Raw genomic sequence first — 25299 nt, 5'->3', positions numbered from 1 at the left:
GAGGGACGTGCGCGCTGTCGGGCCGGCCATCGCCGGCGCCCCCTGCGGCCCCGCCGAACGGGACCTTCGCCTGAAGTCGGCCCACGATCGACGATCGCGGGCCGGACGAGTTGCGCTGCCACTATATCGGGCCGTCGTCGACCTGCTCGTGCCCTGACTCCCGGGTTCCGGTGCGCCGCACCGGTTGTGGCGAGAGTCACCACCCGTAGGGCATCCTAGGACACTAGTCGAAGTGAACGGCACGTCGCGATCAGGCCGTGCGGGCCGTCGGATCGGCCTGCGGCTCGCCGGCCGGCGCGGTGGCGGCCTGCCCGAACGCCAGCAGGGCCAGCAGCAGCTCGTGCTGCGTACGCGCCGGCATGCGGTCGAGCACCGACTGCACCGCCCGGTGGCGCCGCTCGGCGATGTCCTGCAGCAGCTGCTCCGCCGTCGCGGTGAGCCGCAGCCGCACCTCGCGCCGGTCGCGCGGATCCGCCATCCGCCGCAGCAGCCCCGTCGCCTCCAACCGGTCACACAGCCGGCTCGCCGAGGACGGCACCACCTTCAGCAGCTCGGCCAGCCGGTTGACGTTCGTCTCCGGCCGGCTCCGGATCAACGCCAGCACCCTCAGCTGCGTCGGAGAGACCGAGACGTGGTGCCGGGAGGCGGCCGCGTCCAGCACGCCGATCAGCGCCTCGGCGGCCGCGCCGATCGCCGCGGCGAGATCCGGATGTCGTTCCACCCGCTGTCCCCTGCCGTCGTCCCGCTCGTGCCCGACCCGGGTGACGGCGTCACCTCTCATCCGCCGACCCGGCCACGGGAACCGTGCCAGTCCAGGCAGACCACGACCGCGTCGTCGCGGAGATCGCTGTCCGCGTGGTAGGCGTGCAGTTCGCGCATCACCGTACCAACCGCCTCGGCGGCCGGCTGTAACCGCGTGGACCGCATCGCGCGCGCCATCGCCCGCTCCCCGTACGGCTCCTGGCCCTCCGGCTCGGCCGCCCACACCCCGTCGCTGACGACGAAGAGCCGGTCGCCCGGGGCCAGCGTGAACTCCTGCAGGTCGTAGCGTGCCTCCGCGAACATGCCCAACGGGAGCTGCTGGTCGAGCGTGATCGGCTCGACGGTCCCGCCGCGGACGCGCAGGACGTGCGGGGAGCCCGCGTCCACCGCCCGCACCCGCCCGGTGCGGGTGTCCAGCTCCAGCAGCAGCGTCGCCACGTACCGCTCGCCGCGGTGCTGGTAGTAGAGCGTGTCCGAGGCCAGCTCCGCCTGCTCGACCAGGCCCCCACCGGAGCGGCGCGCGTTGCGCATCGCGTTGACCGCCACGGCGGTCAGCAACGAGGCGGCCAGTCCGTTGCCGTCCCCGTTGAGCACCGTCACCGTCAACCGGTCACCGTCGACGGACCAGTCGAAGTGGTCGCCACCCACCGTGTACGCCGGTTCGAGCTGGCCGGCGAGGTGGAACGTCTGGTGCGTGACGCTGCGCCCGGGCAGCAGCTCCCACTGCATCTCGGCGGCCATGGTGAGCCGTTCCCGGCGCCGGGCCCGGCGGTAGCGGTCGGTCTCCCGGTCGGCCGCGCGCAGCGCCACCGCCAGGTCGCCGGCGATGTCGGCGGCCCGCTCCTCGGTGACCCCGTCCGGCACGCCGGGCAGCTCGATCATGAGGACGCCGAGGCGCTCGCCCCACACCGACAACGGCAGGAACAGCCGGCACCGGCCGTCGTCGGCGGCGTCGCGCACCGGCTGTTGACTGCTGAAGCAGCGCTGGAGCCCGCCGGCGCCGGTGAGGGACCCGGCCACCGTCGGCTCCGGGTCGAGCACCGGCCACAACCCGCTGATCCGGTAGTCGGCGATGAACACGTCGGTCCGGGTGGCGCCCAGCGTCGACCGGATCGCCCGGTCGGCGGCCTCCGCGAGCTGGTCGGGCGGAGCGGCGCGGAGCGTGCGTGACACCGGATCGGGCCGGTCCACCATGGTTGTTCCTCCGAGAAACTTGCTGTAGGGCAAGCATCATACGGAGGGCGTACCACGGCCGGACGGTGCGGTGCCCGCCGCGCCGCGCGCTAGTCCTCCCCGCGCACCGCGACACCGCCGTGGAACGCGTCCGGCAGGTCCGGCGCCGGGCCCTCGGCGCGCCAGCGGGTGACCGGGACGATGCCGTCGTCGGTCGGCTCCCACCGGCCCAGCAGCGGGCGGAACGCCGACGGCGGACGCATCCGGAACGCCGGGCCCATCATCGCCAGCGCCTCCGGGTAGCCGGCCAACTCCTCGGTGTCGAAGTCGATCGCGAGGCAGCTACCCGGCGCGGCCGCCGCGTACAACTCGTCGAGGGTACGGGCCAGCGTGTCGTCGTCGAGGAACGCGGCGAGCCCGAGGAACACCACCCCCACCGGCCGCCTCCCCCACCCCGGCACGAAGCGGTGCAGCTGCGCCGGGTCCACGGTGCCCACGTCGGTCGCGTCGCCGTAGCCGTAACCGGCCCGGTCGCTGCCGGCCAGGATGCGCTGGCCGAGCCGGATCGTCACCGGGTCGACGTCGGTGTAGAGCACCGTCGCCTCGCTCGCCACCTCGTGCACGTTGCCCATCGTGGGCACCCCCGCGCCGAACACCAGGAAACCGTCCACACCCCGCTCGGCGATCGACCGCACGGCACGGCCGAGGAACCCGCGCAGCGCGCGGAAGATCGGGGCGCACGGCCCGTACGCCTGCTCGAAGGCTCGCGCGGCGGCCACGTCGACGGGAAAGTGGTGCTCCCCGCCGAGCCAGAAGTCGATCATCCGTGCGGTGCTCGGCTGGTCGGGCTCAACCATCGACGACGCTCCCTCCCCGGCGGTCGTGGCCAGCGTACCGACCGGGCGTCCTGGACGGTATCGCCCCGGCGGCACCGACCCGGCCGCGATACTGGCCACAGTGGGCGGGAGGTGGGGCGGTGAACTCGGCGAACGGCGCGGCGGTCGTGGTCGGCGTGGACGGGTCCGATCCGTCCCTGCGCGCGGTACGCCTCGCCGCCGCCGAGGCGGTCCGCCGGCACCGGCCACTGCGGGTGGTGCACGGGTTCATCTGGCCGCTGCTGCGCGTCCCGGTCACCCCGCCACCGGACGGGCCGCCCGGCGGCGGGCTGCGCAGCCAGGCCGAGCAGGTCGTGGAGGCCGCCGTCGACGAGGCCCGGGCCACCGCGCCCGGCGTACGGGTCTCCGGCGAGATCATCGACGGGGAGGCCGCCGCCGTGCTGCTCGGCGAGTCGCCCACCGCCGCGATGATCGTGCTCGGCGACCGGGGGCTGGGCGGGTTCTCGGCGCTGGTCGTCGGCTCGGTGGCGATCCAGGTCGCGTCGTACGCCGACTGCCCGGTGCTGGTCGCCCGCGGCACGGTGCGCGACGACGGGCCCGTGGTCGTGGGGGTCGACGGGTCGGAGCTGTCCACGCTGGCGATCGAGTTCGCCGCCGAGACCGCCGCCGCCCACGACGCTCCGCTGCTCGCGCTGCACGCCTACCGTCACCCGGTGTCCACCGGCCCCGGCGACATGCAGCCCCTGGTCTACGACGAGGCGCAGTTGCGGACGGACGAGGAGCAGGTGCTCGCCGAGTCGCTCGCCGGGCTGGGTGAGCGCTACCCCGACCTGCCCCTGACCCGGGAGGCGGTGCACGGCCGGCCCGGACGGGTCCTCGCCGAGGCCTCGAAGCGGGCCCGGCTGGTGGTGGTCGGCGGTCAGGGGCGGGGCGAGTTCACCGGGTTGCTGCTGGGGTCGGTGAGCCAGTCGGTGCTGCACCACGCGGACTGTCCGGTGGCGGTGGTGCGGGCGCCGCGCTGAGCACGGTTGACCCGCGCGGCAGCGGGTAGACGCCCCCGGTACGCCATCGGCGACAGCGACCGGAGGAGGCAGAGATGCCAGGACCACGGCCGGGCAGCAACGCGTACGACAAGCAGCGGGCGCGACTGCGCAACGCGATCGACGACTCCGGACGGCGAGTGCCCGACGGCCGGGCGAACCAGGTCGCGAACCGGATCCTGCAGGAGGACCGGGGCCAGCGCGGGGTGGTCCGTGGGGAACGGACGTACGGCCCCAAGGGCGAACGCGAACCGGGCGACCCGAAGTGAGGGCCAGCGACGTGACCGACGGCGCCATCGCGGGCGCCGTCGGCACCACCGCGTTGAACGTCGTCACCTACCTGGACATGGCGCTGCGCGCCCGCCCGTCCAGCAGCACCCCCGACGAGGCCGCCGGGCGGCTCGCCGGTGCCGCGCACCTGGACCTGGGGCCGGCGCCGAAGGCGACGAACCGCCGCACCGGGCTGGGTGCCCTGCTGGGGTACGCCACCGGCATCGGCGTCGGCGTCGGCTTCGCGCTGCTGGCGCGGGGCCGACGGCAGCCGCTGGCCGCCGCCGGCGGGCTGCTCGGCGCGGGCGCGATGACGATGACCGACGGTTCGCTGACCGTGCTTCGGGTCACCGACCCGCGGACGTGGCGGCGCTCCGACTGGCTGGCCGACATCGTGCCGCACCTGGTGTACGGCGTGGTGGCCGCAGCCACGTGGAACCGGCTGCGGCCACCCGCGAAGCGTCGGGGCTAGCCCCGGGCGTCGCTCTCGTCGTCGGCCAGCGGCTCACCCGCCGGGCCGTACGGCGAGACCTGCCCCTTCGGCACCGGTCGACCCTGGTCCCCGCGCGACGAGCCACGGTTGAGCGGGTGGCCGGTCGGCGTCGGGCCCTTGCTGTCCTGGCTGGTCGCGCCCTTGTTGTTGCGGCGGAACTCCTCCTGCTGCGGATTCACCATCGGTGTCTCCCCTCCGGGTGGACGGCTCACGGCATCGACCGCCTCCCGGGCCGGTTACCCGCCGCCATCCCGGCCAATCCGCCCCGACGTACGGGCCCGATCAGGGCTAGCCGGCCGGCGGGCGGGTACATCCCGGACGTGGGCGACCAACGGGCGGTGACGCGGGTCCTGCTGGACCGTCAGGGACGGACGTACGCCGAGGAGGCCGGGATCCGGCTCGCCGACCGGCCGGGGCCGCTCTATCAGCTGCTCGTGCTGACGACTCTGTTGAGCACCCGGATCCGGGCGTCGGTGGCGGTGGCGGCCGCGCGGGAGCTGTTCGCGGCCGGTTACCGGACCCCGCAGGCGATGGAGGCGGCGACCTGGCAGCAGCGGGTCGACGCGCTGGGCCGCGGCCACTACCGCCGCTACGACGAGCGCACCGCCACGATGCTCGGCACCGGCGCCCGGCTCTGCCTGGACCGCTGGCACGGGGACCTGCGCCGGCTGCACCGCGACGCGGGCGGCGAACCGGCCGGGCTGCGCCGCCGGCTGACCGAGTTCCCCGGGATCGGCCCGACCGGGGCGGACATCTTCCTGCGCGAGGCGCAGACCGTGTGGACGGACCTGCGGCCGTTCGCGGACCGGCGGGCCCTCGCCGGCGCGGAGCGCCTCGGCCTGCCCGGGTCACCGGACCGGCTGGCCCAGCTCGTGCGCGGTGCGGACTTCGGCCGGCTCGCGTCGGCGTTGGTGCGGGTGGCGCTCGGCGAGGAGTCCGCCGGCGACGTCACCCGGGTCGCCGCCGCCCGCTGAGCCGCGCCGCTACTTCGCCGGCTGACCCGGCTTGGTCAGGTGCCACACCAGCAGCGAAGCGAGCACCGCCAGCAGCACCAGTCCACCGGTGAGCCCGCGGCCCTCGTCGGGGTCCCGTCCGGTCGTGCCGAAGTAGATCACCGCGAGACCGGCGAGCACCGTCAGAAACGTCCGTACACCTCGGTCCTTCACGTATCGCACGCTACGAGCGCGCGCGGCCGTGGCGGGCCGTTTCCGCCCTCCTGTCCCCCGTCCGGGTTACGGCCTCAGTCGACCTCCAGATCGTCGAGGGAGATGGCGTGGGTCATCAGCCAGCGGGCCAGCGCCGCCATTCCGAACAGCCACAGCGGCGCCGACTCGGTGGTGCCGTTGGTGGCGAAGATGGCGAACCGCAGGTCCGGAGCCCGGTACGCCTCGATCCGCCACTTGTGCTGCTTGTCCCGCCAGACCGCGGAAGGGTCCATGCCGTCACCGTAGGTGACGACAGCGGGTGCCCGGCGACGTTCGCACGGGGCGGTGCCGGCGGGCCCTAACCCGGCACGACCGTTCCGCCGAGCAGCGCCCGCAGCCCGGCGACCAGCACGGACAGCCCGATGGCGCCGAGAATCAGCACGCAGAGCCCCCACCACCCGGAGTGCCGAGCGGCCCGCTCCGGGGCCGGCCGCCAGCGTTCCCGGTAGACCCAGGCCAACACACCGACCCCGAAGGGCAGCAGCCCGACCCAGAACCAGTACCAGCGGGTGCCGACACGCGGTGGCCGCCCGTTGACGAGCACGAACAGCCAGATAAGCCCGATCGCCATCGCCGTCAGGACCGCCGCGTCGCTCACCCGGTGCGCCGGAGCCCCGTCGGCCCGCCACACCTGGGCAGTCGCGGTCAGCCGGGCGTCCCGGGCGGACGGCCCCGGGTCGGACCAGCCCTGCGGTCCGCCGTCGTACGTGTACCGGACCTGCCCGTTCGGCAGCGTCCACGCGACGACCCCGCCCTGGTCGGCGCCGTAGCGGGGCTCGGGCGCGTCGCCCCACAGGGCGTCGTCGTTCCAACCGTCGGTCCGTTGGAACGTGATGACCCGCCCGGCCGCGAGGTCCCGGTCCAGTTCGTCCACCGGCACCTCGCGGGGCGCCGACCACCACGCCAGACCGGCCCACAGCAGCCACAGCAGCAGCAGCGCCCACGGCAGGCCCACGGCGGTCAGCGCCGGCAGACGGCGTCCCAGGGTCCGCACCCGTTGGCTGGTCATGCCGGCACGATCGCACGTCGCCGCAACCGGCGCCGCCCCGGGCGCGTCAGGGCTGGGCGGTGACCACGACCCGCGCGTCGTCGGGCAGCCGGCGGGTGGCGCCCCGCCGGTCCAGCAACTCCAGCAGCGGCACCGCGACCCGCCGGGTGGTGTCGAGGGCCTGCCGGGCCGCCGACAGGGTGAACGGCTGCGGCAGCCCGGCCAGCACCCGCACGGCGTCGTCGAGGGCATCGGGCAGCAGCACCACGTTCTCGGCGAGCTTGAGCAGCGCGCCGGCGCGGACGGCCGCGCCGATCTCCCGCGGCCCCAGGCCCAGGTCGGCCAGGCGGTCGGCCTCCGGCGCCCGGAACGGGCGGTCGCCGTACTCCGCACGGATCCGCCGCACCGCGCGAGCCACCGGCTCGGGAAGGCTGTCGCGGGCGGCCGCGGTGACCCGACCGGCGTGGACCCGAAGCGGCGCCCGGACCAGCGCCTCGACCAGAGCCCGGTCGGGCAGGCCGAGCCGCTGTCGCAGCGTCTCCACGGGCGTACCGGGCTCCAGGGGGTGTTCCCGGGCGTGCCGGGCCACCTCCTCGACCAGTCGGGCGCCGAGCCGCGCCCAGTGGTCCGGGTCGGCCAACCAGTCCCCCGCCACCGGCGTGCCCGCCACCGGCACGCCCATCCGGATCAGGTCCTCGGCGCGGATCAGGTGCCGACGGCGCAGCTCCCCGGCCAGGTCGGGCCGGCCGTCCAGCACGGCGAGCACCGCCGCGCGGGCTGCCGCCGCGCCCCGCCGGCTGAGCGGGGGCGGTGCCACGTCGAGCACGGTGACCCCACCGGCGACGTGCCGGCGGCCCGGGTCACGCAGCAGCGCCCGGTCGCCGACGAGCAGCGGCAGCGGCCGCGCCAGCCGCAGCCGCACGGTGTCCGGGCCGAGCGGGCGTACGTGGGCGGGCACCGCGGCCGACCCGACGTGCAAGGTGAGCGTGGCGGGCAGGTCCGCCGCCGGGTCACCGGTGAGCCGGACGTCGACCAGGTCCGTGCCGCGGAACCGGCCGGGGGCGAGCAGCGCGTCACCGCGCGCCAACCGGTCCCGGGGGGTGCCGCGCAGGTTCACCGCGACCCGGGCCACCGCCGCCACTTCCGGCCGGGCGACGCCCAGTGACTGCAGGCCGCGGACCCGCACCGTCTCCCCGGTGGCCGCGAGTTCCAGCTCGTCGCCGACCCGCAGCCGCCCGGCGCCGAGGGTGCCGGTGACGACGGTGCCGCTGCCCCGGATGGTGAAGCTGCGGTCGACCCACAGCCGGACCGGGCCGGTCGGGTCGGGCGCCGGCAGTCGGGCGGCGAGCCGGTCCAGGGCGGCGCGCAGCCGCGGCAGGCCGGCGCCGGTCACCGCGCTGACCGTGACGGTCTCGACGTCGCCGAGCGCGGTGGCGGCGACCTCCGCCCGGGCGCGGGCCTCCGCCGGCTCCGGGTCGGCCAGGTCGGCGCGGGTCACCACGAGCAGGCCGTACGCCACCCCGAGCGCGTCGAGCGCGGCCAGGTGCTCGGCGGACTGCGGCATCCAGCCCTCGTCGGCGGCGACGACGATCAGCGCGGCCGGCACCGGACCGACGCCGGCGAGCATGTTCGGCACGAACCGTTCGTGGCCGGGTACGTCGACGAACGCGACGGTGCCGCCGGAGGGCAGCGTCGTCCAGGCGAAGCCGAGGTCGATGGTCATGCCCCGGCGGCGCTCCTCGGCCCACCGGTCCGGTTCCATGCCGGTCAGGGCCCGCACCAGGGTCGACTTGCCGTGGTCGACGTGTCCGGCGGTCGCGACGACCCACACGTCAGTCGTCCCCCGGCACGGCCAGCACCGCGGCGCGGACCGCCTCGTCGGCCTCCGCCGGCACGCAGCGAAGGTCGAGCAGTAGCCGCCCCTGCACGACGCGGCCCAGCACCGGTGGCCGCCCGGTGCGCAGCGGCGCCGCGTACCGCTCGGGCAGGCTCAACGCCCACGAGTCCAACTCGACGCCCGGGGCGCCGCCCCCGCCGACCACCGCCACCGACGGCACCACCTCGGCCTTGCGGCCGTCGGCGCCGAGCCGGTCCCGCAGCCGTTCCGCCCGGGCCTGCAGCGCCGTCGGGTCGGCGTGCAGGGCGTCCCGGGTGGGCGTGTCCGGGCGGTGCAGGGTGGCCGCGAGCGCGGCGAGGGTGAGCTTGTCGACCCGCAACGCCCGGGCGAGCGGGTGCCGGCGCAGCCGCTCGACCAGCTCGGCGGCGCCGAGCAGCAGCCCGGCCTGCGGCCCGCCGAGCAGCTTGTCACCGCTGGCGGTGACCAGGTGCGCGCCGGCGCGCAGGGTAGTGCCGGCGTCCGGCTCGTCGGGCAGCAGCGGATCCGGGGTCAGCAGCCCGGAGCCGATGTCGGCGACCACCGGGACGCCGAGGGTGGCGAGGTCACGCACGTCGACGGCGGAGGTGAAGCCGGTGACCCGGAAGTTCGACGGGTGCACCTTCAGCACGAAGCCGGTGCGCGGGCCGACGGCGGCGGCGTAGTCGGCGACGCTGGTGCGGTTGGTGGTGCCCACCTCGCGCAGCCGGGCGCCGGTGCTCTCCAACAGGTCGGGCAGGCGGAAGCCGTCGCCGATCTCGACCAGCTCACCGCGGCTGACGACGATCTCCCGGCCGGCGGCGAGCGCGGTGGCCGCGAGCACCAGCGCCGCCGCGCCGTTGTTCACCACGTGCACCGCCGCCGCGTCTGGCACCGCGGCGGCGAGAGCGTCCAGGGCGTCGCGGCCCCGGCGGGCCCGCCGGCCCGTGGCCAGGTCCAACTCGACGTCGGTGTGCCCGGCGGCGGCGATCAGCGCGGCCACCGCCGGCCGGGACAGCGCGGCCCGGCCCAGGTTGGTGTGCAGCACGACGCCGGTGGCGTTGAGCACGGTGCGGGGTGCCGGGGCGGGCAGTGCCGCGGCGGCGGCGTCCCGGACCGCCTCCGGGCTGATCTCGCCGCGCCGGGCCCGGTCCTGCGCGGCGGTCACGGCGGCCTTCACCCGATCGCGTCCCAGCGCGGTGATCGCGGCGGCCAGCCTCGGGTCGGCCAGCAGCACGTCGGTGCGGGGCACGCGCCGACGCGGGTCGGTCTGCCCGTCACGCATCGCGTCATCTCCCCGCGGTTGGCGGAGACGGACGGGAATCGAACCCGCCTGGCCCGGGTCCCGGACCACACCGGTTTTGAAGACCGGGAGGGGCACCAGCCGCCTGAACGCCTCCACCGAGCATTTGACCACAGGGTCAGGACGGCCGCGCGACAAGGTCGAAAACCGCTCGGACCTCCGGCGTCAGTCCGGGGTCGGGCCGGCGGCCGCGTTCCGGCGGTTCGCCCGCTCACGCTGCGGCACCACCGTGTACTTCGGATCCCGTGCCGAGGCCACCCCGGCGTGGAACACACCGAACCGGGTCGCCACCGAGGCGACCAGCAGGGCCGCGCCGGAGACCACGGAGACCACCCGGCTGCGACGGCCGAGCAGCGCCCCGGCCACCCCGGCCGCGGTGAGGACCCGCCCGGCGTTGAGCAGGCGACCCGCCCGGCCGGTGCGGTACGGCTCGCCGAGCAGACCGAACCGGGTCTCCACGCGGTGCGACCCGGTGAGCTCCAGCGCGGCGCCGGCCATCGCCATCCGCCGGGCCGGGCCGGCCTGCGCGACGGGCGCGCAGATCAGGCCGACGCCGGCGCCGCTGGCCAGGGCGCTGCCCGCGAAGATGACCGGCAGTTCCGGGTACGCCTCGTGCCACGACGGCACCGCCGTGTCGGCGAGCAGCACCCCCGTGTACGTCGCGAGGGCCGGGGCGGTGACGGCGGCGGCCAGCCCGGCGACGTGTCCGGCCGGTGGCAGCAGCCGACGGGTCAGCCCGAGCAGACCGCGGTCGGGCAGCAGCGGCGCCGCCTCGGCGACCGCAGCCACGCCGGCGGCCGGCCCGAACGCCGTCAGGATCCAGGTGCCCACCGACATCGGTGAGGTCAGCTTCGCCACCCGCAGCATGTGGTGGAACCGGTCCGGCCGGCCGAGGTCGTGGATGAGGAAGCCGGCGCTGGCGGTGACCGCGGCGAGCGCGGCGACCCGGCCCGACCGGCGCAGCGCGGGCCGCCCGGTGAGCTGACCGCCCGCCGCGAGCAGCGACGAGCCGGCCGCGAGGCCACCGGTGAACAGGTAGGCGGCGATGTCCCACTTCCACACCGGCGCCTTCAGGATCGGCCGGCCGTAGTAGGAGACGAACTCGGCCTCGGGGACCCGCAGCTCCTCCCCACCCCGACGCCGCCGGCGCCCGCTGCCCCGCTCGCCCGGTCCCGCGTCCCGGCCGGGCACCGGTGCGAGACCCGCCGCGCCCGCGTCGGTGAGCGGCGCGTCGGGCCGCACGCTGCTCGCGTGGGTGCCGTCCTCGGCCCGCTCGCGGCCGCCCCGACCACCGTCGAGGCGGTCGCGGAAGCGGCGGAACCGGTCACCGACCGGCGGGCGGTCCTGGTTCACGACGATCTCCCGACGAACGCGGCCACGGTGGCCGCGGCCATGGCCAGGGCGGCCAGCCCGGCACGCTTCCACATCTTCGGCAGGTCCCGGGTGGTGACCACCGGGTCCGGCGGCAGCCCGTACACCTCCGGCTCGTCCAGCAGCAGGAAGAACGCGCCGTCCCCACCGACACCGTCGGTCGGGTCGTGGCCGTAGAGGCGGGCCTCCGGCACACCCCGCTCGTGCAGTTTCGCGACCCGGGCAGCCGCCCGCTCCCGCAGCTCGTCGAGACGCCCGTACTGGATCGACTCGGTGGGGCAGGCCTGGGCGCACGCCGGCGTCTTCCCGGCGTCCAACCGGTCGTAGCACAGGGTGCACTTCCACGCCCGGCCGTCGCCCTTACGCTGGTCGATCACCCCGTAGGGGCAGGCGGAGATGCAGTAGCCGCAGCCGTTGCAGATGTCCTCCTGCACCACCACCGTGCCGAACTCGGTGCGGAACAGCGAACCCGTCGGGCACACGTCCAGGCAGGCGGCGTGCGTGCAGTGTTTGCACACGTCGGACATCATCAGCCAGCGGAAGTCGGTGCGGGTCTCGGGGCCGCTGGCCCGCCCGGGCGGCTGCGACCCCGGCATGCCGAGGAACTCCGGCCCCGCCGCCATCGCCGCCGCCGCCTCCGGTGAGCCCGGCGGCACGCCCGGGTCGGTGCCGGTGGGGTTGCCGGTGGTCGCGCCGACCGCCGCCGAGGCCGCGCTGACCGTGCCGTCGGTGGGGTTGCCGGCGAACGTCGGGGTCCGGTGCTGCCCCGGCGGGCGGGGCTGCTCGATGAACGCGACGTGCCGCCACGAGTTGGCCGTCAACGCGCCCGTGTTGTCGTACGACATGCCCAACAGGTCCAACCCCGACGTGGGCACGTCGTTCCACTCCTTGCAGGCCACCTCGCAGGCCTTACAGCCGATGCAGACGCTGGTGTCGGTGAAGAAGCCCATCCGAGGTGGGGCGTCGGACCAGCCCGCCTCCGGCGCCGGGTCGAGCGGGCCGTAGAGGCTGTTCGGGTCAGGAATCATCGCGTCCCTCCCCGTCGGCGGGCGTCACGGTCGGCGAGTGCCGACCCGGTGTGATACCGGCCCGCCGCCGGTAGTCGTCGACCAGCTCCCGCAGCGCCGGGCCGGTCGGTCGACGCCCCGGTCGTACGTCGCACGTGCCGACCTTGCTCTCCTGGATCAACACGTTCGGGTCGAGCGTGATCCCGATCAGGTCGTTGGCCGAGTCGCCGGTCACCAGGCCCTCGAAGCCGAAATGGTACGGCAACCAGACCTGGTGGATCACCCGACCGTCCACCCACAGTGGCGTCATCCGGTCGGTGACCAGCACCTTCGCCTCGATGACCGCCCGACCGCTGACCAGGTGCGCCCACCCCAGGTGCTGCAGCCCCACCAGGCCGGCCAGCTCCGGCGACACCTCGACGAACATCTCCGGCTGCAGCTCGGCCAGCGGCCGCACATTGCGGCTCATCCCCCCGGCCGTGTGGTGTTCGGTGAGCCGGCTGACCGTGAACACGTACGGGAAGACGTTGCTGTGCTCCTCCGGCGGGCTCGGGTTCACCGAGTTGATCGGATGCGTGTAGACCTTGCGCGTCGGGTTGGCCTGCTGCTGGTAGAGCGGGTTGCGCAGCGGCGACTCGGCCGGCTCGTAGTGCGTGGGCAGCGGACCGTCCACCACACCGGTCGGCGCGTACAGCCAGCCCTTGCCGTCGCCCTGCATCACGAACGCGTCGTCACCGGCGATGCCGGCCGGCCCGGACGTGCCCGGTTCCGGCCGGTACGACGGCGGCTTCGTCTTCTCGAAGTCCGGCACGTCGTAGCCGGTCCACTCGCCTTTCTCCTCGTCCCACCAGACGTACCTCTTCCGCTCGCTCCACGGCCGCCCCTGCGGGTCGGCCGACGCGCGGTTGTAGAGCGTGCGCCGGTTCGCCGGCCACGCCCAGCCCCACTCACCGGCCACCCAGTTCTGCTCGTGCCGGGACTTGCGGCGCGCGGCCTGGTTCACGCCGTCGGCGTACACCCCGCTGTAGATCCAGCAGCCCATCGCCGTCGAGCCGTCGTCCTTGGCCTCGGTGAAGCCGCCCAGCGGACGGCCGGTGGCCACGTCGTACCCGTTGATCTCCCGCAGCACCGCCTCGGCGTTCGGCTCGGCGAGCGGACCGTGCGTGGGGTAGTCCCAGGCCAGGTCGAGCAGCGCCCGGTCGCGGGGCTTGTCCGACGCGGCCAGCTTCTCCCGCAGCTTGCGGCCCAGGTGGTAGAAGAACCACAGCTCCGAGCGGCAGTCGCCCGGCGGCTCGAGGGCCTTCTCCCGCCACTGCAGCAGGCGCTGCGTCTGCGTGAAGGTGCCCTCCTTCTCCGCGTGCGACGCGGCGGGCAGGAAGAACACCTCGGTGCGGCACCGCTCCGGGGCGATCTCGCCGGTGGCCACCTCCGGCCCGTTCTTCCAGAACGTCGCACTCTCGATCATGAACAGGTCGCGGACCACCAACCAGTCCAGGTTCGCCATGCCGAGCCGCTGGGCCCGACCGTGCGCCGAACCGACCGCCGGGTTCTGCCCGAGCAGGAAGTAGCCCTTCACCTTGCCGTCGATCATGTTGAGCACCTGCTGGTAGGTGCCGTGGTCGCCGGTCATCCGGGGCACGTAGCCGTAACAGAAGTCGTTCTCCGGCGTCGCCGCGTCCCCCCAGTACGCCTTCAGCAGGCTCGCCGCGTAGGAGCGGGCGTTGCCCCAGAAGCCCTTCTGGCCGGGGTGCCGGATGCTGTCCACCCACGCGTCGAACGTCGGGTGATTGGCGTGGTGCGGCATCGGCAGGTAGCCGGGGAGCAGGTTGAACAGCGTCGGGATGTCGGTGGAACCCTGGATGCTGGCGTGCCCGCGCAGCGCCAACACACCACCGCCGGGGCGGCCGACGTTGCCCAGCAGCAGCTGGATGATCGCTCCGGTGCGGATGTACTGCACACCGACGCTGTGCTGCGTCCAACCCACCGAGTAGACCAGCACGCCGGTCCGCTCCCGGCCCGAGTTCTCCGTCCAGGCGCGCGCCAACTCGAGGAACTTCTCCTGCGGGATGCCGCAGACCCGCTCCACCATCTCCGGGGTGTAGCGGGCGTAGTGCCGCCTGAGGATCTGGTAGACGCAGTGCGGATCCTGCAACGTCTCGTCGCGTCGCACCTGACCCTCTATCGGCCGACCGTGCGACTCGTGCCGCAGCCCGGCCGCGGTCTCCCGCTCCTCGCTGGTGTCCGTCGTGCCGGACTCGCCCTCCTGCCCCGCGTACTGCCAGCTCGTCTGGTCGTAGGAGCCGTTCTCCGGGTTGAAGCCCGAGAAGACACCGTCGGCGTCCTCCGCGTCGACGAACTGGTCACTGACGATCGTGGCCGCGTTCGTGTACGCCAGCACGTACTCCCGGAAGTCGAGCTCGTTCTCCAGGATGTAGCGCACCACGCCACCGAGCAGGGCGATGTCCGTGCCGGCCCGGATCGGCAGGTACGTGTCGGCCAGCGCGCTGGTCCGGGTGAACCGCGGGTCCACGTGGAAGACCTTCGCGCCCCGCGACTTCGCCTCCATCACCCACTGGAAGCCCACCGGGTGGGCCTCGGCCATGTTCGAGCCCTGGATGACGATGACGTCAGCGTTGGCGAGGTCCTGCTGGAAGTCCGTCGCACCACCGCGACCGAAGCTGGTCCCCAGACCGGGGACGGTGGCGGAGTGTCAAATACGGGCCTGGTTCTCGATCTGGAGCGCCCCCATCGCCGTGAACAGCTTCTTGATGAGGTAGTTCTCCTCGTTGTCCAGCGTCGCCCCACCCAGGCTGGAGATGCCCAGCGTGCGGTTGAGCGGCCGGCCCTCGCTGTCGGAGTCCTCCCAGGTCTCCTCGCGCGCCGCGAGCACCCGGTCGGCGATCATGTCGAGCGCGACGTCGAGGTCCAGGTCCTCCCACTCCGTCGCGTACGGCCGCCGGTAGCGCACCTTCGTCTGCCGCAACGGGCTGGTGACCAGGCTCTTGCTGGCCGCGCCCTTCGGGCAGAGCCGCCCACGGGAGATCGGGCTGTCCGGGTCACCCTCGATCTGGGTGACCTGCCCGTCCTTCACGTAGATCCGCTGGCCGCAGCCGACGGCGCAGTAGGGGCACACGGACCGGGCCATGCTGTCGGCGGTCTCGGTGCGCGCGGTCAGCTCCGTCGAGTGAGGCGATTGGGCGGCCGCGCCGCGCCCGAGTGGGTCGGTGCCGGTGAGCTGGCGGTAGACCGGCCAGCCCTCGATGAAGGTCCGCAGGCCCATCCGCGACACCTCCCACCCGACCGTCGACGCCGACCCCTTGAACATAGGCCAGCGGACGCTCCACCGCGACCCAAGACCCGGATCTTCCGCCCTCCCCCGCCGCCCTTCCCCGCGCCGCCTCGACCCGCCTCGGCCGTCCCGCTCGCCGACGCTCAGATGGCGGCGGGCGGCTTGGGCTGGCCGGTCGGCGGCTGGCGGCTGGCGGCTGGCGGCTGGCGGCTGGCGGCGATCTTGGAGGTTTGTGGCCCCGGGAGGGGCGCTGGTCTTCCAAGATCCGCGTGGGGAGGGGCGGTGTAGACAGCGCCGCCCCCGACCGGGTGGTCGGGGGCGGCGCTGGGGTGTCGGTGTGCAGGTCGCCTCGCGGCGAGTGGCACGAACGCGGCTCCAGCCGAACGGTAGTCCGCGACGGCATTTATTAGGTGAGGCCCGGGGACACTGGGCACACCGACACTGCACACAACCTACCCGCGCCCGCCCTTGTTCCCACCCACCGATGCTCGCCTTTTCTCCGCTCCCACCCTCCGCCGGCCGACTTGGTCGGCGGCGCGGACGCGGCCAGCGGCCGGGCTGGTCCGTCGGCGTCGGGTCCGCCACGCTCCGCCGGGAGAGCACGCCCCTGGTGTGAGCGCGGGGTGGACACGCCGCTGGCCGGCACCCCGGGTTCGGGGTGCCGGCCAGCGGCGTTTCGTGCTGTGGGTTCGTGCTGGTGGGTCAGCTGTTCCAGTGCTGGCCGACCAGGTCGGCGGCCTGCTGCTCCCACTGGGCGTAGGCGTCCGGGTAGGCCGACACCTGCACCGTCTGCGCGGCCTCGGTCAGCGGCATGTCCTGCCACCCGTCGACCTGCTTCAGACCCTTCAGGAACGCCTGGGTCGAGTAGATCGGATCAGTGATCTGCTCCGGCGTACCCCAACCCGAGGACGGACGCTGCTGGAACAGGCCCAGCGAGTCGTGGTCGTTGCGGTCACCCAGGTGACCCAGGTTCTCCAGCTTCGACTCCTGCAGGCTCGTCGCGATCGAGATGACCGCCGCCCGCTCGTCCATACCCGACTTCTTCGTGCCGGCGATGATCGCCTTCACATTGCCGGTCTGCTCGTCGTTCAGGTCGATCCGCGACTGCGCACCCTGGGTGCCGTGCGGAATCAGCTTGCCCTTATCCACCGTGCTCTTGTCGGTCTGCACGACCGCGACAGGCTTGGCGTCCACCGCGGGGGTGGCGGCGTGGGCGGCGATCGGACCACCGGCGATGCCACCGGCGAAAGCCAGACCAGCAATACCAAGAACGCTCTTACGCATGATCGTGTTCATGTCAGAAGCTCCAATGTTCGGGGGTGGAGCCCCACACCAACCCTGGGGGTGGGCCGGTATCGGGGCGGCACCGAAGAACCGGCGCCCTGCAAAAAAAGGGGAAAAGTCTTCGGGGGTCCCGGCGACCGGGCCGAGCCGGGGGCTCACCGCGCCGGGTCCATCTCCAACGACCGCCAGCCCGCCATCATTCCGGGGCCCGCCGATCGCGTGGTCCATGTCCAACGACCGGGGCCGGGCCATCATTCCGGGCCCTCACCCACACCCGCCAACCCGAGAAGGCCAGCAGGCCAGGGCTCCTACCTCGGCCGTCAGGGGGTATTCAACGCCCCCGACCAAGCCACCATTCCGCCCTCACCGTGGCCCCGACCACAGGACCCCAACCCCCAAACCCGGACACCCCACCCACCCGCACCAGACAAACACCCCACCAAGCACCGCCCGAGCGAACACTGCTAGCGGATCTTGGACGATTGAGGCCCCCAGAGGGGCCACAACTCACCAAGACCCGCGGGCCGGCCCGACGACCACCCCGACCGCAACCACAGACCCGGACATCCACCCCGAAACATCATCGCCACCCACCAGGCGCCCCCGCACCGCTCCCCGCCTGCACTGATCCACTCCGGGTCAAGGAAATCGCGGTATCGAGCCGCCCCGGACACCTCGACATCACGGAAACGGGGTCGATCACGCTCGGCAGGCTCGACGGCCCGTCGCCCGCACCGGCCGTACGGCCGGCGAGCGTGGGACGTGTCGGGGTTGGCGCGCGCCACGGAACGGGGGTTGGCGCTACCCTGACAGCATGTCGGCCGTCACGAGTGCGTACCTCGCCCGCCCTGGGCGTCCCGCCGTGGTGGCCCGCACCCTCGCCGAGCTGACCGGGCCGACGCGCGGCATCGTCGAGCTACCGGTACGCCTGATGTGGAGCACCGAGCGTGCCTTCGACCTGGCGGACCCGGACGACCTGCTCTGGATGTACGAGAACGTGCTGCGGGAGACGACCCGCGTCGACGACCTGCGGGAGCTGATCGACGGGCGGACGTTGCGGCGGGTGTGGCGGCGGCTGAACCTGCCGCGGGGCGTACGCCTGGCGTGGGAGAGTCGCCACCGGGGTCTGCGCACCGCGTGAACCACCTGCACGACTTCTACCGGGAGGTGGCCCGGGTGGCGCTGACCGCCGCGGGCCCGCACCGTTTCGTGCTCGGCGGCGGGGTGGCGTGGGCGGCGCACGGCCTGGTCACTCGTCCGACGGAGGACGTCGACCTGTTCGCCGACGTCGAGGGCGCGGCGGCTGCGGCGGCGGCCGGCGTGCGGGCGGCGTTGGAGCGGGCCGGCTACCAGGTGGCGGACGCGGACCCGGACAGCGAGTTGGCGGAGCTCTTCGACGGCTTCGACCGGGACCTGCGCGACTTCGTGGTGAGTCGGGACGGCCGGCGGATCCGGCTCAGCCTGGCCCGCCTCGAGCGGTACCGCAGCCCGGTGGTGATGGACCTCGGCCCGGTCATGGACGTCCGTGACCTGATCGCCAACAAGACGGCGGCGCTGGTCAACCGCCGGGAGGTGCGCGACTACATCGACGTCGCGGCCGCCCTGGACCGCTACTCGGTGTCCGATCTGCTGGCGCTGGCCCGCCAGGTGGACCCGGCGCTGGACCCGGCGGACGTGCGGGCGGCGGGCCGGTACCTGGACGAGGTGCCGGACCGCCGCTTCGCCCGCTACGGGCTGGACGCCGACCGGATCGCGGAGGTCCGCCGCCGGATGGCCGCCTGGCCCCGCTGACGGACGCCCGGCCGGGCGGGCAGGCGGAGAACCGCCCGCCCGCCCAGAATTTGCCGGTCCCGGCCTGCCGCCGCCCGCCGGGCGTCGGTCACTTCGTCGGCCGTCCGCCGGTGACGCCGAGGATCTCGCCCGTGACGTAGCTGGACTCCTGGGAGGCGAAGAAGACGTACGCGGGTGCCAACTCGGCCGGCTGACCGGGGCGGCCCATCGGGGTGTCGGTGCCGAACTGCTCCACCTTGTCCGGCGGCATCGTCGCCGGGATGAGCGGCGTCCACACCGGCCCGGGTGCGACGGCGTTGACCCGGATGCCCTGCCCGGCCAGGTCCTGGGCCAGCGCCTTCGTGAAGTTGGCGATCGCGGCCTTCGTGGTGGCGTAGTCGAGCAGCTGCGGCGACGGGTCGAACGCCTGGATGGAGGAGGTGTTGATGATGGCCGACCCCTCCGGCATGTGCGGTACGGCCATCCGGCACAGCCAGAACATGGCGTACACATTGGTCTTGAAGACCCGGTCGAACTGCTCGCTGGTGATGCCGGCGAGCCCCTTGTCCTGCGACATCTGGAACGCCGCGTTGTTGACCAGGATGTCGATGCCGCCGAGGTCGGTCAGCGCCCGGTCGACGAGCTCACGGCAGTGTCCCTCGTCGGTGAGGTCGGTCCGGACGGCGACCCCCCGCCGGCCGGCCTGCTCGACGAGGCGCACGGTGTCCCGGGCGTCGGTCTCCTCCTCCTCGCCCAGGTAGGAGATCAGCACGTCGGCGCCCTCCCGGGCGAAGGCGATCGCCACCGCGCGGCCGATGCCGGAGTCACCGCCCGTGATCACCGCGAGCTTGCCGTCGAGACGGCCGCTGCCCCGGTACGAGTCCTCACCGTGGTCGGGCTTCGGCCCCATCTTCCCCGTGGAGCCGGGCGCCTCCTGCTGCTGGGCGGGCTGTCCCTCCCGCTGGCCGTACTGGCTGGCCGGGTCCTGCTGGGTGTACTGGTCCTCGCTCACCGGGGCTCCCCCTCGTGCCGTCGCACCGTCTCGGTCCCCCGCAGCCCTACCCCCGCCCGGCGTACGGAAACGGGACGGCGGTGGACGGCACAGTTCGGGGCGCTGTCGCGCGCCCGGCCGCCGGTGGTTATGGTGCGCAACGGCGCCCACGAGGCGTCGCCACCCCCATGGAAGGGCACCTCATGACCTCCTCCTCCGGCGCCTCGCGCCGCCAGGTGCTGGCCGTCGCTGCCGCCGCCGCGACCGCCCCGCTGGTCGCCGCCGCGCCCGCCCAGGCGGCCGGCCCGGCCCGGTCGCGCACCTGGGACCTCACGCTGCTCGGCACCTCCGACACGCACGGCAACGTCTACAACTGGGACTACTACCGCGACGCGGAGTACGACGACAGCAAGCAGAACGACATCGGTGTCGCCAAGCTGGCGACCCTCATCAACCGCATCCGCGCCGAGCGGCGCGGCAAGGCCACGCTGGTCCTCGACGCCGGCGACACCATCCAGGGCACCCCGCTGGCGACCTTCTACGCCAAGCAGGAGCCGATCACCTCGACGGGCGTGAAGCACCCGATGGCCCGCGCGATGAACATCATCGACTACGACGCGGTAACCCTCGGCAACCACGAGTTCAACTACGGCCTGCCCCTGCTGGACCTGTGGATCCGCCAGCTCGGGTTCCCCGCCCTCGCCGCCAACGCGGTCAACGCGCGGACCGGGAAGCCGGCCTTCCTGCCGTACGTCATCAAGAAGGTCTCGCTCGGTTTCGCCGCGCCGACCCTGCGGGTCGGCATCCTCGGCCTGACCAACCCCGGCGTGGCCATCTGGGACCGGAGCAACGTCGAGGGCAAGCTCCGCTTCGATGACATGATCGCCACCGCGGCGAAGTACGTGCCGATCATGCGGGCCCGGGGCGCCGACATCGTGCTGATCTCCGCGCACGGCGGCGACAGCGGCACCTCCAGCTACGGTCCGGAACTGCCGAACGAGAACCCGGTCGCGCTGATCGCCCAGCAGGTGCCGGGCATCGACGCGATCCTCTTCGGCCACGCGCACAACGAGGTCGTCGAGAAGTTCGTGACCAACGAGCGGACCGGCGAGCAGGTGCTGCTCTCCGAGCCGTCCAAGTGGGGCCAGCGCCTCACCCGCATGGACTTCACCCTGGCCCGCGAGCACGGCCGGTGGAAGATCACCAAGAAGTCCGCGACGATGCTGAACACCAACACCGTGGCCGAGGACCCGAAGGTCCTCGCGGCCGTCCGGGCCCAGCACCAGAAGACCGTGGCGTATGTGAACCAGGTCGTCGCGCAGGCCAGCGTGGAGATGTCGACCGTCGAGTCCCGCTACAAGGACACGCCGATCCTCGACTTCATCAACCACGTCCAGGCGGAGACGGTCACCAAGGCGCTGGCCGGCACCGCGTACGCCAGCCTGCCGGTGCTGTCACAGGCGTCGCCGTTCAGCCGCACCGCGGTCTTCCCGTCCGGCGACGTGAAGATCCGCGACGTGGCCGGCCTGTACGTCTACGACAACACCCTCGAGGCGGTCGTGCTCAGCGGCGCGGAGGTGCGCGCCTACCTGGAGTACTCGGCGAAGTACTTCCGGACGTTCGCGCCGGGCGCGCCGGTCGACCCGGAGCAGATCAACGATCCGTCGGTGCCGGACTACAACTACGACGCGCTCTCCGGCGTCGACTACGACATCGACATCTCGAAGCCGGTGGGCCAGCGGATCACCCGCCTGGTGCTCGCCGGCACCGACACGCCGGTCGCGGACGACGCGCAGTTCGTGGTGGCGGTGAACAACTACCGGCGCAGCGGCGGCGGAAACTTCCCCGGGATCGTGAAGACGCAGGTCTACAACGAGCAGCAGGAGATCCGCCAGCTGCTCATCGACTGGGCGCAGGAGAAGGGTGTCATCGACCCGGCCGACTTCTTCCAGCCGAACTGGCGGCTGGTGCGGGAGGGCGTGCCGGTCTTCTGACCATCGCGGATCTGACGGGCCGTGGGCGTCATGCCCGCGGCCCGTCGCCGTCTTCCCGGCGGCCGTGCCGGTCCCCTCCGGCTGGGGGTCGGAGCGCGGGCCGCGGTCAGGCGGCGCCGCCGTGCCGAAGGTCCCACCGTTCGGGGTAGTCGAGCGGTGCGCCCCGGTCCGGGTCGGTCTCGGTCAACGCGACCCGCTCCTCCGGCCGGACGGCCGGCGGCAGCTCACCGAACCGGACGTGCCGCAGGAAGGCGTACTCGTCGTCGCTGAACGACGGTGCGTCGTGCGGGTCGGTCATCGGGCACCCCCTTCGACCCGCTCATTCTCGCAATCGGAGGGGCACCCGCCACCATCCCCCGGCCGCCCGGGTCGGGTCGTCCGGGTGGCCGGGGGATCACACCGGCTAGGGCGTCCTAGGATCCTAAGTGGTAGCGGGCGCCAGTCGAACAGGTCAGACGCCACCGGGCCTGCCGCCCGCGGCGCGCCGCCCAGCGCGGTCAGTGTGCGGCGCGGTCAGGCCTCGGTGCGCGTGGCAACCCGGCGGCGTGGCGCCGGAAGCCGCTCCAGCAGCGCCATCGCCGCGCGCGCCGGTGCCCGGTCCAGGGTCTCCTCGAAGCTCGCCCGCCCCTGGCAGAACCGCACGAACATCCGCCAGCCCGGCGGCGTCGCCACCAGCCCGTGGAACACCTCCGGCCGCTGTTCGAAGATGTCCAGCAGGCGGTAACCGGCCCGCATCGACGGGACGAGCCGCTCGGCCACCGCCCGCTCGTACCCCGCCAGGTCACCCTCGGCCACGGCCGCGCCCGCCATCGCGCCGGACCGCAGCGCGTAGCTGATCCCCTCCCGGCTCCACGGCTCCAGCAGGCCCGCGGCGTCGCCGACGACCAGCACCCGGCCCCGGCGCAGCGGCGCGTCGTCCTCCCGGCAGCGGGTGAGGTGCCCCGAGTCGTGCGCCGCCGGTGCGTCGGCCAGACCGAGCCGGTCGACGAACCGGCGCAGGTACTCCCGGGTCCGCTCCCCCTCGCCCCGGCCGGCGATCACGCCCACAGTCAACCGGTCGCCTTTGGGGAAGACCCACGCATAGGACCCGGGCAGCGGTCCCCAGTCCAGCAGGACGTGCCGCCGCCACCGCTCCTGCTGCTCCGGCGACACCTCCAGCTCCAGTTCCAGTCCGAGATCCACCTGCCGGTACCGGACGCCCACGTGCCGCGCGGTCACCCCGGAGGAGCCGTCCGCCCCGATCACCGTCCGGGCGTGCACCGTCGTGCCGTCCGACAGCCGCAGGCGTACGCCGTCGGGGTCCTGCTCCACGGCGCGGACCGTGGCCCGCTCGCGGACCTCGGCCCCGGCGGCGACCGCGGCCGCGCGCAGCCGGTCGTCGAACTCGTCGCGGCGGACCATGGTCACCAGCGGACCGCCGTGCCGGCGGGTGAAGCCGCGTCGCCCGTCCCAGGTGAACGTCACTCGGTCCACCCGGTCGTGCGCGGGCACCTCGATCCGGTCGTGCACCTCGGCCAGCGAGGTGCCGATCAGCCCGCCGCCGCACGTCTTGTAACGCGGATGCTCCGCCCGCTCCACGACCAGTGTGCGGACGCCCGCTCGGGCGGCGACGTACGCGGCGGAGAGTCCGGCGGGCCCGCCGCCGACGACCGCGAGATCCCAGACGATCACGGGAGCAGCCTAGGCCACGGTCCCGCCGGCGGGGCCGGCGGCGCGGCGACCCGTCCGCCGTGACCGCCCGATCGGGTGGGCATCTTCGGTCACGCAGGGGGTAACCGGCGCAGCACAGCCGCCTGCGTGAGGCGGACGACCTGAGGAGGAAGGCATGCAGCAGGTGCCACTGTCGGACGTCGAGCAGCGGGTGTACGAGGCGGTCACGGCCCTGGAGGCACGCGGACAGGTGCCCTACCCGGACCTGATCGCCGAGGAGTCCCGCCTGACCGAGGAGCAGGTACACGCCCCGCTGCACGAGCTCACCGAGAAGGGCCTGCTGCACCGGGAGGACTCGCCGATGGCCGGGCTGGACTTCGGACCACGGTTCTGCGCCCGCCAGATGGCGTGACCGGGCGGACGTACGCGACGATTCGCCCCCCGGTGACCGGGGTAGCGGTCAGGAACGCATGATCGACGGTCGACGGGGGGCGCGATGAGCGCGGCGGGCACGCCGCCACCGGCTGGCATCGACCCGGCCGACGACCGACGCCGCTGGAAGGCCCTCGGGGTCGGCTTGGCCGCCGCCTTCATGACGCTGCTCGACATCAGCATCGTCAACGTGGCACTCCCCTCGCTGGACCGTGCCCTGCACGCCTCCCCCAGCGACCTCCAGTGGGTGCTCTCCGGCTACGCGCTGACCTTCGGCCTGGCGCTGGTGCCGGCCGGTCGCTTCGGCGACGCCCGGGGCCGGCGCAACGCGTTCGTGTTCGGCATCGCGCTGTTCACCGTCACCAGTGCGCTCGCCGGCCTGGCCCCCAACGCGACCTGGCTGGTCATCGCCCGGCTGCTCCAGGGCGCCGCCGCCGGCATCGTCAACCCCCAGGTCACCGGCGTCATCCAGGAAATGTTCCGGGGGCCGGAGCGGGCCCGCCCGTTCGGGCTGCTCGGCGCCACCATCGGGATCTCCACCGCCGTCGGTCCCCTTCTCGGCGGGCTGCTCATCGCGCTCGGCGGTGAGGAGCACGGCTGGCGGTACGTCTTCTTCGTCAACATCCCCGTCGGCATTGTCACGGTGATCCTCGGCTGGCGGCTGCTGCCCGCGCGCGCCAAGGAACGCGCCGACCGGCACCGGCTCGACCCGGTCGGCGTGGTGCTGCTCGGCATCGGCGTGCTGCTCGTGCTGCTGCCGCTCGTGCAGGAACAGCAGTGGCGTACGCCGTGGAAGTGGGTCCTCATCCCCGCCGGCCTGCTCGTGCTGCTGGCCTTCGCGCTCTGGGAGCGGCGGTACGCCCGGCACACCACGCCGCTGTTCGACCTGCGGCTGTTCGGCTTCCGCTCGTACGCCCTCGGCGCGCTGATCGGCCTGGTCTACTTCGGCGGGTTCACCGCGATCTTCTTCATCTACACGCTGTTCCTCCAGAACGGGCACGGCTACAGCCCGCTCATCGCCGGCCTGGCCATCACCCCGTTCGCCCTCGGCTCGGCGGCGTCGTCGGCGGTCAGCGGACGGTTCGTCAACCGACTCGGCCGGCCGATGGTCGCCGCCGGGCTGCTCGCCGTCGTGGTCGGCCTCGCCGCCACCGCGCTGGCCCTGCAGTGGTTTCCGCACGTGCCCGCGCCGTGGGTCACCGCGGCGCCGCTGCTCGTCGCCGGACTCGGCAGCGGCCTGGTGATCGCGCCCAACCAAACGCTCACCCTGTCCCAGGTCCCCGTCCCCCAGGCGGGCAGCGGGGCCGGGATGCTCCAGACCGGCCAGCGGATCGGCGCGGCCGCCGGCATCGCCGCGGTCGGCTCGGTCTTCTTCTCGTCGCTGGCCAGCAGCCGGGGCAACTGGACCACCGCGTTCGAGCACTCGCTCGTCGTCGCGACCGTGATCATCGCGCTGGCGCTGGTCGCCGCGCTGGTGGACGTCGGGCTGGGCCGGTGGTGGCGACACCGACACCCGTCGTGAAGACGCCGCTGGCCGGCACCCCGGGTTCGGGGTGCCGGCCAGCGGCGTTTCGTGCTGTGGGTTCGTG

Annotated in this window: 25 protein-coding genes and 1 tRNA gene; 9 read left to right on the top strand and 17 right to left on the bottom strand. The window is 73.7% G+C overall.

Going from position 1 to position 25299, the window contains the following annotated elements; all coding sequences use genetic code 11:
* Positions 1 to 250: 250 nt before the first annotated feature.
* The 3 genes from GA0070620_RS05025 to GA0070620_RS05015 all read right to left on the bottom strand — a co-directional run bounded on the left by GA0070620_RS05025 (position 251) and on the right by GA0070620_RS05015 (position 2792).
* The gene (locus GA0070620_RS05025) at positions 251 to 721 is read right to left on the bottom strand and encodes a MarR family transcriptional regulator (RefSeq protein ID WP_091598061.1); all 471 of its coding nucleotides are present in this window, start codon (positions 719 to 721) and stop codon (positions 251 to 253) included.
* Positions 722 to 777: 56 nt separating this feature from the next.
* Positions 778 to 1956 (bottom strand): PP2C family protein-serine/threonine phosphatase, encoded by a 1179-nt coding sequence (locus GA0070620_RS05020; protein ID WP_091588775.1) that lies wholly within the window; start codon positions 1954 to 1956, stop codon positions 778 to 780.
* Between the two features lie 89 nt (positions 1957 to 2045).
* On the bottom strand, positions 2046 to 2792 hold the full coding sequence (locus GA0070620_RS05015; RefSeq protein ID WP_091588774.1) for an SAM-dependent methyltransferase: 747 nt from the start codon (positions 2790 to 2792) through the stop codon (positions 2046 to 2048).
* A gap of 119 nt (positions 2793 to 2911) precedes the next feature.
* Here GA0070620_RS05015 and GA0070620_RS05010 point away from each other — a divergent pair, with 119 nt between their 5' ends.
* From GA0070620_RS05010 to GA0070620_RS05000, 3 genes are all read left to right on the top strand, one after another.
* Positions 2912 to 3793, top strand: a complete 882-nt coding sequence (locus GA0070620_RS05010; RefSeq protein ID WP_091588773.1) for a universal stress protein — start codon at positions 2912 to 2914, stop codon at positions 3791 to 3793.
* Between the two features lie 74 nt (positions 3794 to 3867).
* Positions 3868 to 4080, top strand: coding sequence for a phosphatidylethanolamine-binding protein (locus tag GA0070620_RS05005; RefSeq protein ID WP_091588772.1), 213 nt, complete (start codon positions 3868 to 3870; stop codon positions 4078 to 4080).
* Positions 4077 to 4553: a hypothetical protein gene (locus GA0070620_RS05000; protein WP_091588771.1), complete on the top strand. Its 477-nt coding sequence runs from the start codon at positions 4077 to 4079 to the stop codon at positions 4551 to 4553. Before GA0070620_RS05005 ends, GA0070620_RS05000 begins: the two co-directional genes overlap by 4 nt.
* Here GA0070620_RS05000 and GA0070620_RS04995 read toward each other — a convergent pair.
* Entirely contained in the window at positions 4550 to 4756 is a 207-nt protein-coding gene (locus GA0070620_RS04995) for a hypothetical protein (protein ID WP_091588770.1), read from the bottom strand. The two genes, GA0070620_RS05000 and GA0070620_RS04995, sit on opposite strands and share 4 nt — an antisense overlap.
* 138 nt (positions 4757 to 4894) lie before the next feature.
* Between GA0070620_RS04995 and GA0070620_RS04990 the strand changes: the two genes are divergently transcribed.
* Complete coding sequence (locus GA0070620_RS04990; RefSeq protein WP_091588769.1) at positions 4895 to 5548, top strand: hypothetical protein; 654 nt, start codon at positions 4895 to 4897, stop codon at positions 5546 to 5548.
* A gap of 9 nt (positions 5549 to 5557) precedes the next feature.
* Here the strand turns inward: GA0070620_RS04990 and GA0070620_RS04985 are convergent, their stop codons facing one another.
* The 10 genes from GA0070620_RS04985 to GA0070620_RS04940 all read right to left on the bottom strand — a co-directional run bounded on the left by GA0070620_RS04985 (position 5558) and on the right by GA0070620_RS04940 (position 16885).
* Entirely contained in the window at positions 5558 to 5740 is a 183-nt protein-coding gene (locus GA0070620_RS04985; protein WP_157741537.1) for a hypothetical protein, read from the bottom strand.
* Between the two features lie 74 nt (positions 5741 to 5814).
* A complete protein-coding gene (locus tag GA0070620_RS04980) occupies positions 5815 to 6012 on the bottom strand; it encodes a hypothetical protein (protein WP_091588767.1) in 198 nt (65 codons plus the stop codon).
* A 65-nt stretch (positions 6013 to 6077) separates the two neighbouring features.
* Entirely contained in the window at positions 6078 to 6788 is a 711-nt protein-coding gene (locus GA0070620_RS04975) for a hypothetical protein (RefSeq protein ID WP_091588766.1), read from the bottom strand.
* A 46-nt stretch (positions 6789 to 6834) separates the two neighbouring features.
* Positions 6835 to 8598: a selenocysteine-specific translation elongation factor gene (selB, locus tag GA0070620_RS04970; protein WP_091588765.1), complete on the bottom strand. Its 1764-nt coding sequence runs from the start codon at positions 8596 to 8598 to the stop codon at positions 6835 to 6837.
* A gap of 1 nt (position 8599) precedes the next feature.
* The gene (selA, locus tag GA0070620_RS04965) at positions 8600 to 9904 is read right to left on the bottom strand and encodes an L-seryl-tRNA(Sec) selenium transferase (RefSeq protein WP_091588764.1); all 1305 of its coding nucleotides are present in this window, start codon (positions 9902 to 9904) and stop codon (positions 8600 to 8602) included.
* Between the two features lie 19 nt (positions 9905 to 9923).
* Positions 9924 to 10019, bottom strand: a tRNA-Sec gene (locus tag GA0070620_RS32595).
* Positions 10020 to 10087: 68 nt separating this feature from the next.
* Positions 10088 to 11275, bottom strand: coding sequence for an NrfD/PsrC family molybdoenzyme membrane anchor subunit (gene nrfD, locus GA0070620_RS04960; protein WP_091588763.1), 1188 nt, complete (start codon positions 11273 to 11275; stop codon positions 10088 to 10090).
* Positions 11272 to 12318, bottom strand: a complete 1047-nt coding sequence (locus tag GA0070620_RS04955) for a 4Fe-4S dicluster domain-containing protein (RefSeq protein WP_091598055.1) — start codon at positions 12316 to 12318, stop codon at positions 11272 to 11274. The genes nrfD and GA0070620_RS04955 overlap by 4 nt, the downstream gene beginning before the upstream one ends.
* Positions 12311 to 15580, bottom strand: coding sequence for a formate dehydrogenase (gene fdh, locus GA0070620_RS04950; RefSeq protein ID WP_269456559.1), 3270 nt, complete (start codon positions 15578 to 15580; stop codon positions 12311 to 12313). The genes GA0070620_RS04955 and fdh overlap by 8 nt, the downstream gene beginning before the upstream one ends.
* A gap of 711 nt (positions 15581 to 16291) precedes the next feature.
* Entirely contained in the window at positions 16292 to 16885 is a 594-nt protein-coding gene (locus GA0070620_RS04940; RefSeq protein ID WP_091588753.1) for a hypothetical protein, read from the bottom strand.
* Positions 16886 to 17687: 802 nt separating this feature from the next.
* Here GA0070620_RS04940 and GA0070620_RS04935 point away from each other — a divergent pair.
* Both GA0070620_RS04935 and GA0070620_RS04930 read left to right on the top strand, forming a co-directional pair.
* Positions 17688 to 18014 (top strand): hypothetical protein, encoded by a 327-nt coding sequence (locus tag GA0070620_RS04935; RefSeq protein ID WP_091588761.1) that lies wholly within the window; start codon positions 17688 to 17690, stop codon positions 18012 to 18014.
* Positions 18011 to 18664: a nucleotidyl transferase AbiEii/AbiGii toxin family protein gene (locus tag GA0070620_RS04930; protein WP_091588760.1), complete on the top strand. Its 654-nt coding sequence runs from the start codon at positions 18011 to 18013 to the stop codon at positions 18662 to 18664. The genes GA0070620_RS04935 and GA0070620_RS04930 overlap by 4 nt, the downstream gene beginning before the upstream one ends.
* Before the next feature lie 88 nt (positions 18665 to 18752).
* Here the strand turns inward: GA0070620_RS04930 and GA0070620_RS04925 are convergent, their stop codons facing one another.
* Entirely contained in the window at positions 18753 to 19655 is a 903-nt protein-coding gene (locus tag GA0070620_RS04925) for an SDR family oxidoreductase (protein WP_091588759.1), read from the bottom strand.
* A gap of 182 nt (positions 19656 to 19837) precedes the next feature.
* On the opposite strand from GA0070620_RS04925, the gene GA0070620_RS04920 reads away from it, so the two are divergent.
* On the top strand, positions 19838 to 21628 hold the full coding sequence (locus GA0070620_RS04920) for a bifunctional metallophosphatase/5'-nucleotidase (protein ID WP_091588758.1): 1791 nt from the start codon (positions 19838 to 19840) through the stop codon (positions 21626 to 21628).
* A gap of 106 nt (positions 21629 to 21734) precedes the next feature.
* On the opposite strand, the gene GA0070620_RS04915 is transcribed toward GA0070620_RS04920, so the two are convergent.
* On the bottom strand, positions 21735 to 21926 hold the full coding sequence (locus GA0070620_RS04915) for a hypothetical protein (protein ID WP_091588757.1): 192 nt from the start codon (positions 21924 to 21926) through the stop codon (positions 21735 to 21737).
* A 215-nt stretch (positions 21927 to 22141) separates the two neighbouring features.
* Positions 22142 to 23299 carry a geranylgeranyl reductase family protein gene (locus tag GA0070620_RS04910; RefSeq protein ID WP_091588756.1) on the bottom strand — a complete coding sequence of 386 codons (1158 nt, stop codon included), beginning with the start codon at positions 23297 to 23299 and terminating at the stop codon, positions 22142 to 22144.
* Positions 23300 to 23453: 154 nt separating this feature from the next.
* Between GA0070620_RS04910 and GA0070620_RS04905 the strand changes: the two genes are divergently transcribed.
* Entirely contained in the window at positions 23454 to 23690 is a 237-nt protein-coding gene (locus GA0070620_RS04905; protein WP_091588755.1) for a hypothetical protein, read from the top strand.
* A gap of 84 nt (positions 23691 to 23774) precedes the next feature.
* Entirely contained in the window at positions 23775 to 25232 is a 1458-nt protein-coding gene (locus tag GA0070620_RS04900; RefSeq protein WP_091588754.1) for an MFS transporter, read from the top strand.
* Positions 25233 to 25299: the final 67 nt, after the last annotated feature.

Source organism: Micromonospora krabiensis, from assembly GCF_900091425.1.
GTDB lineage: Bacteria > Actinomycetota > Actinomycetes > Mycobacteriales > Micromonosporaceae > Micromonospora > Micromonospora krabiensis.
This window is presented reverse-complemented; position numbering and strand designations above follow the sequence as displayed.

What these genes read in the sequence shown, in the direction of transcription:
- GA0070620_RS04980 (WP_091588767.1), bottom strand. Translation starts at nt 6,012, where the DNA reads ATGGACCCTTCCGCGGTCTGGCGGGACAAGCAGCACAAGTGGCGGATC.
- GA0070620_RS04920 (WP_091588758.1), top strand. Translation starts at nt 19,838, where the DNA reads ATGACCTCCTCCTCCGGCGCCTCGCGCCGCCAGGTGCTGGCCGTCGCT.
- GA0070620_RS05005 (WP_091588772.1), top strand. Translation starts at nt 3,868, where the DNA reads ATGCCAGGACCACGGCCGGGCAGCAACGCGTACGACAAGCAGCGGGCG.
- GA0070620_RS04940 (WP_091588753.1), bottom strand. Translation starts at nt 16,885, where the DNA reads ATGAACACGATCATGCGTAAGAGCGTTCTTGGTATTGCTGGTCTGGCT.
- GA0070620_RS04915 (WP_091588757.1), bottom strand. Translation starts at nt 21,926, where the DNA reads ATGACCGACCCGCACGACGCACCGTCGTTCAGCGACGACGAGTACGCC.
- GA0070620_RS04975 (WP_091588766.1), bottom strand. Translation starts at nt 6,788, where the DNA reads ATGACCAGCCAACGGGTGCGGACCCTGGGACGCCGTCTGCCGGCGCTG.
- GA0070620_RS04935 (WP_091588761.1), top strand. Translation starts at nt 17,688, where the DNA reads ATGTCGGCCGTCACGAGTGCGTACCTCGCCCGCCCTGGGCGTCCCGCC.
- GA0070620_RS05015 (WP_091588774.1), bottom strand. Translation starts at nt 2,792, where the DNA reads ATGGTTGAGCCCGACCAGCCGAGCACCGCACGGATGATCGACTTCTGG.
- GA0070620_RS04905 (WP_091588755.1), top strand. Translation starts at nt 23,454, where the DNA reads ATGCAGCAGGTGCCACTGTCGGACGTCGAGCAGCGGGTGTACGAGGCG.
- selA (WP_091588764.1), bottom strand. Translation starts at nt 9,904, where the DNA reads ATGCGTGACGGGCAGACCGACCCGCGTCGGCGCGTGCCCCGCACCGAC.
- GA0070620_RS04900 (WP_091588754.1), top strand. Translation starts at nt 23,775, where the DNA reads ATGAGCGCGGCGGGCACGCCGCCACCGGCTGGCATCGACCCGGCCGAC.
- GA0070620_RS04995 (WP_091588770.1), bottom strand. Translation starts at nt 4,756, where the DNA reads ATGGTGAATCCGCAGCAGGAGGAGTTCCGCCGCAACAACAAGGGCGCG.
- GA0070620_RS05020 (WP_091588775.1), bottom strand. Translation starts at nt 1,956, where the DNA reads ATGGTGGACCGGCCCGATCCGGTGTCACGCACGCTCCGCGCCGCTCCG.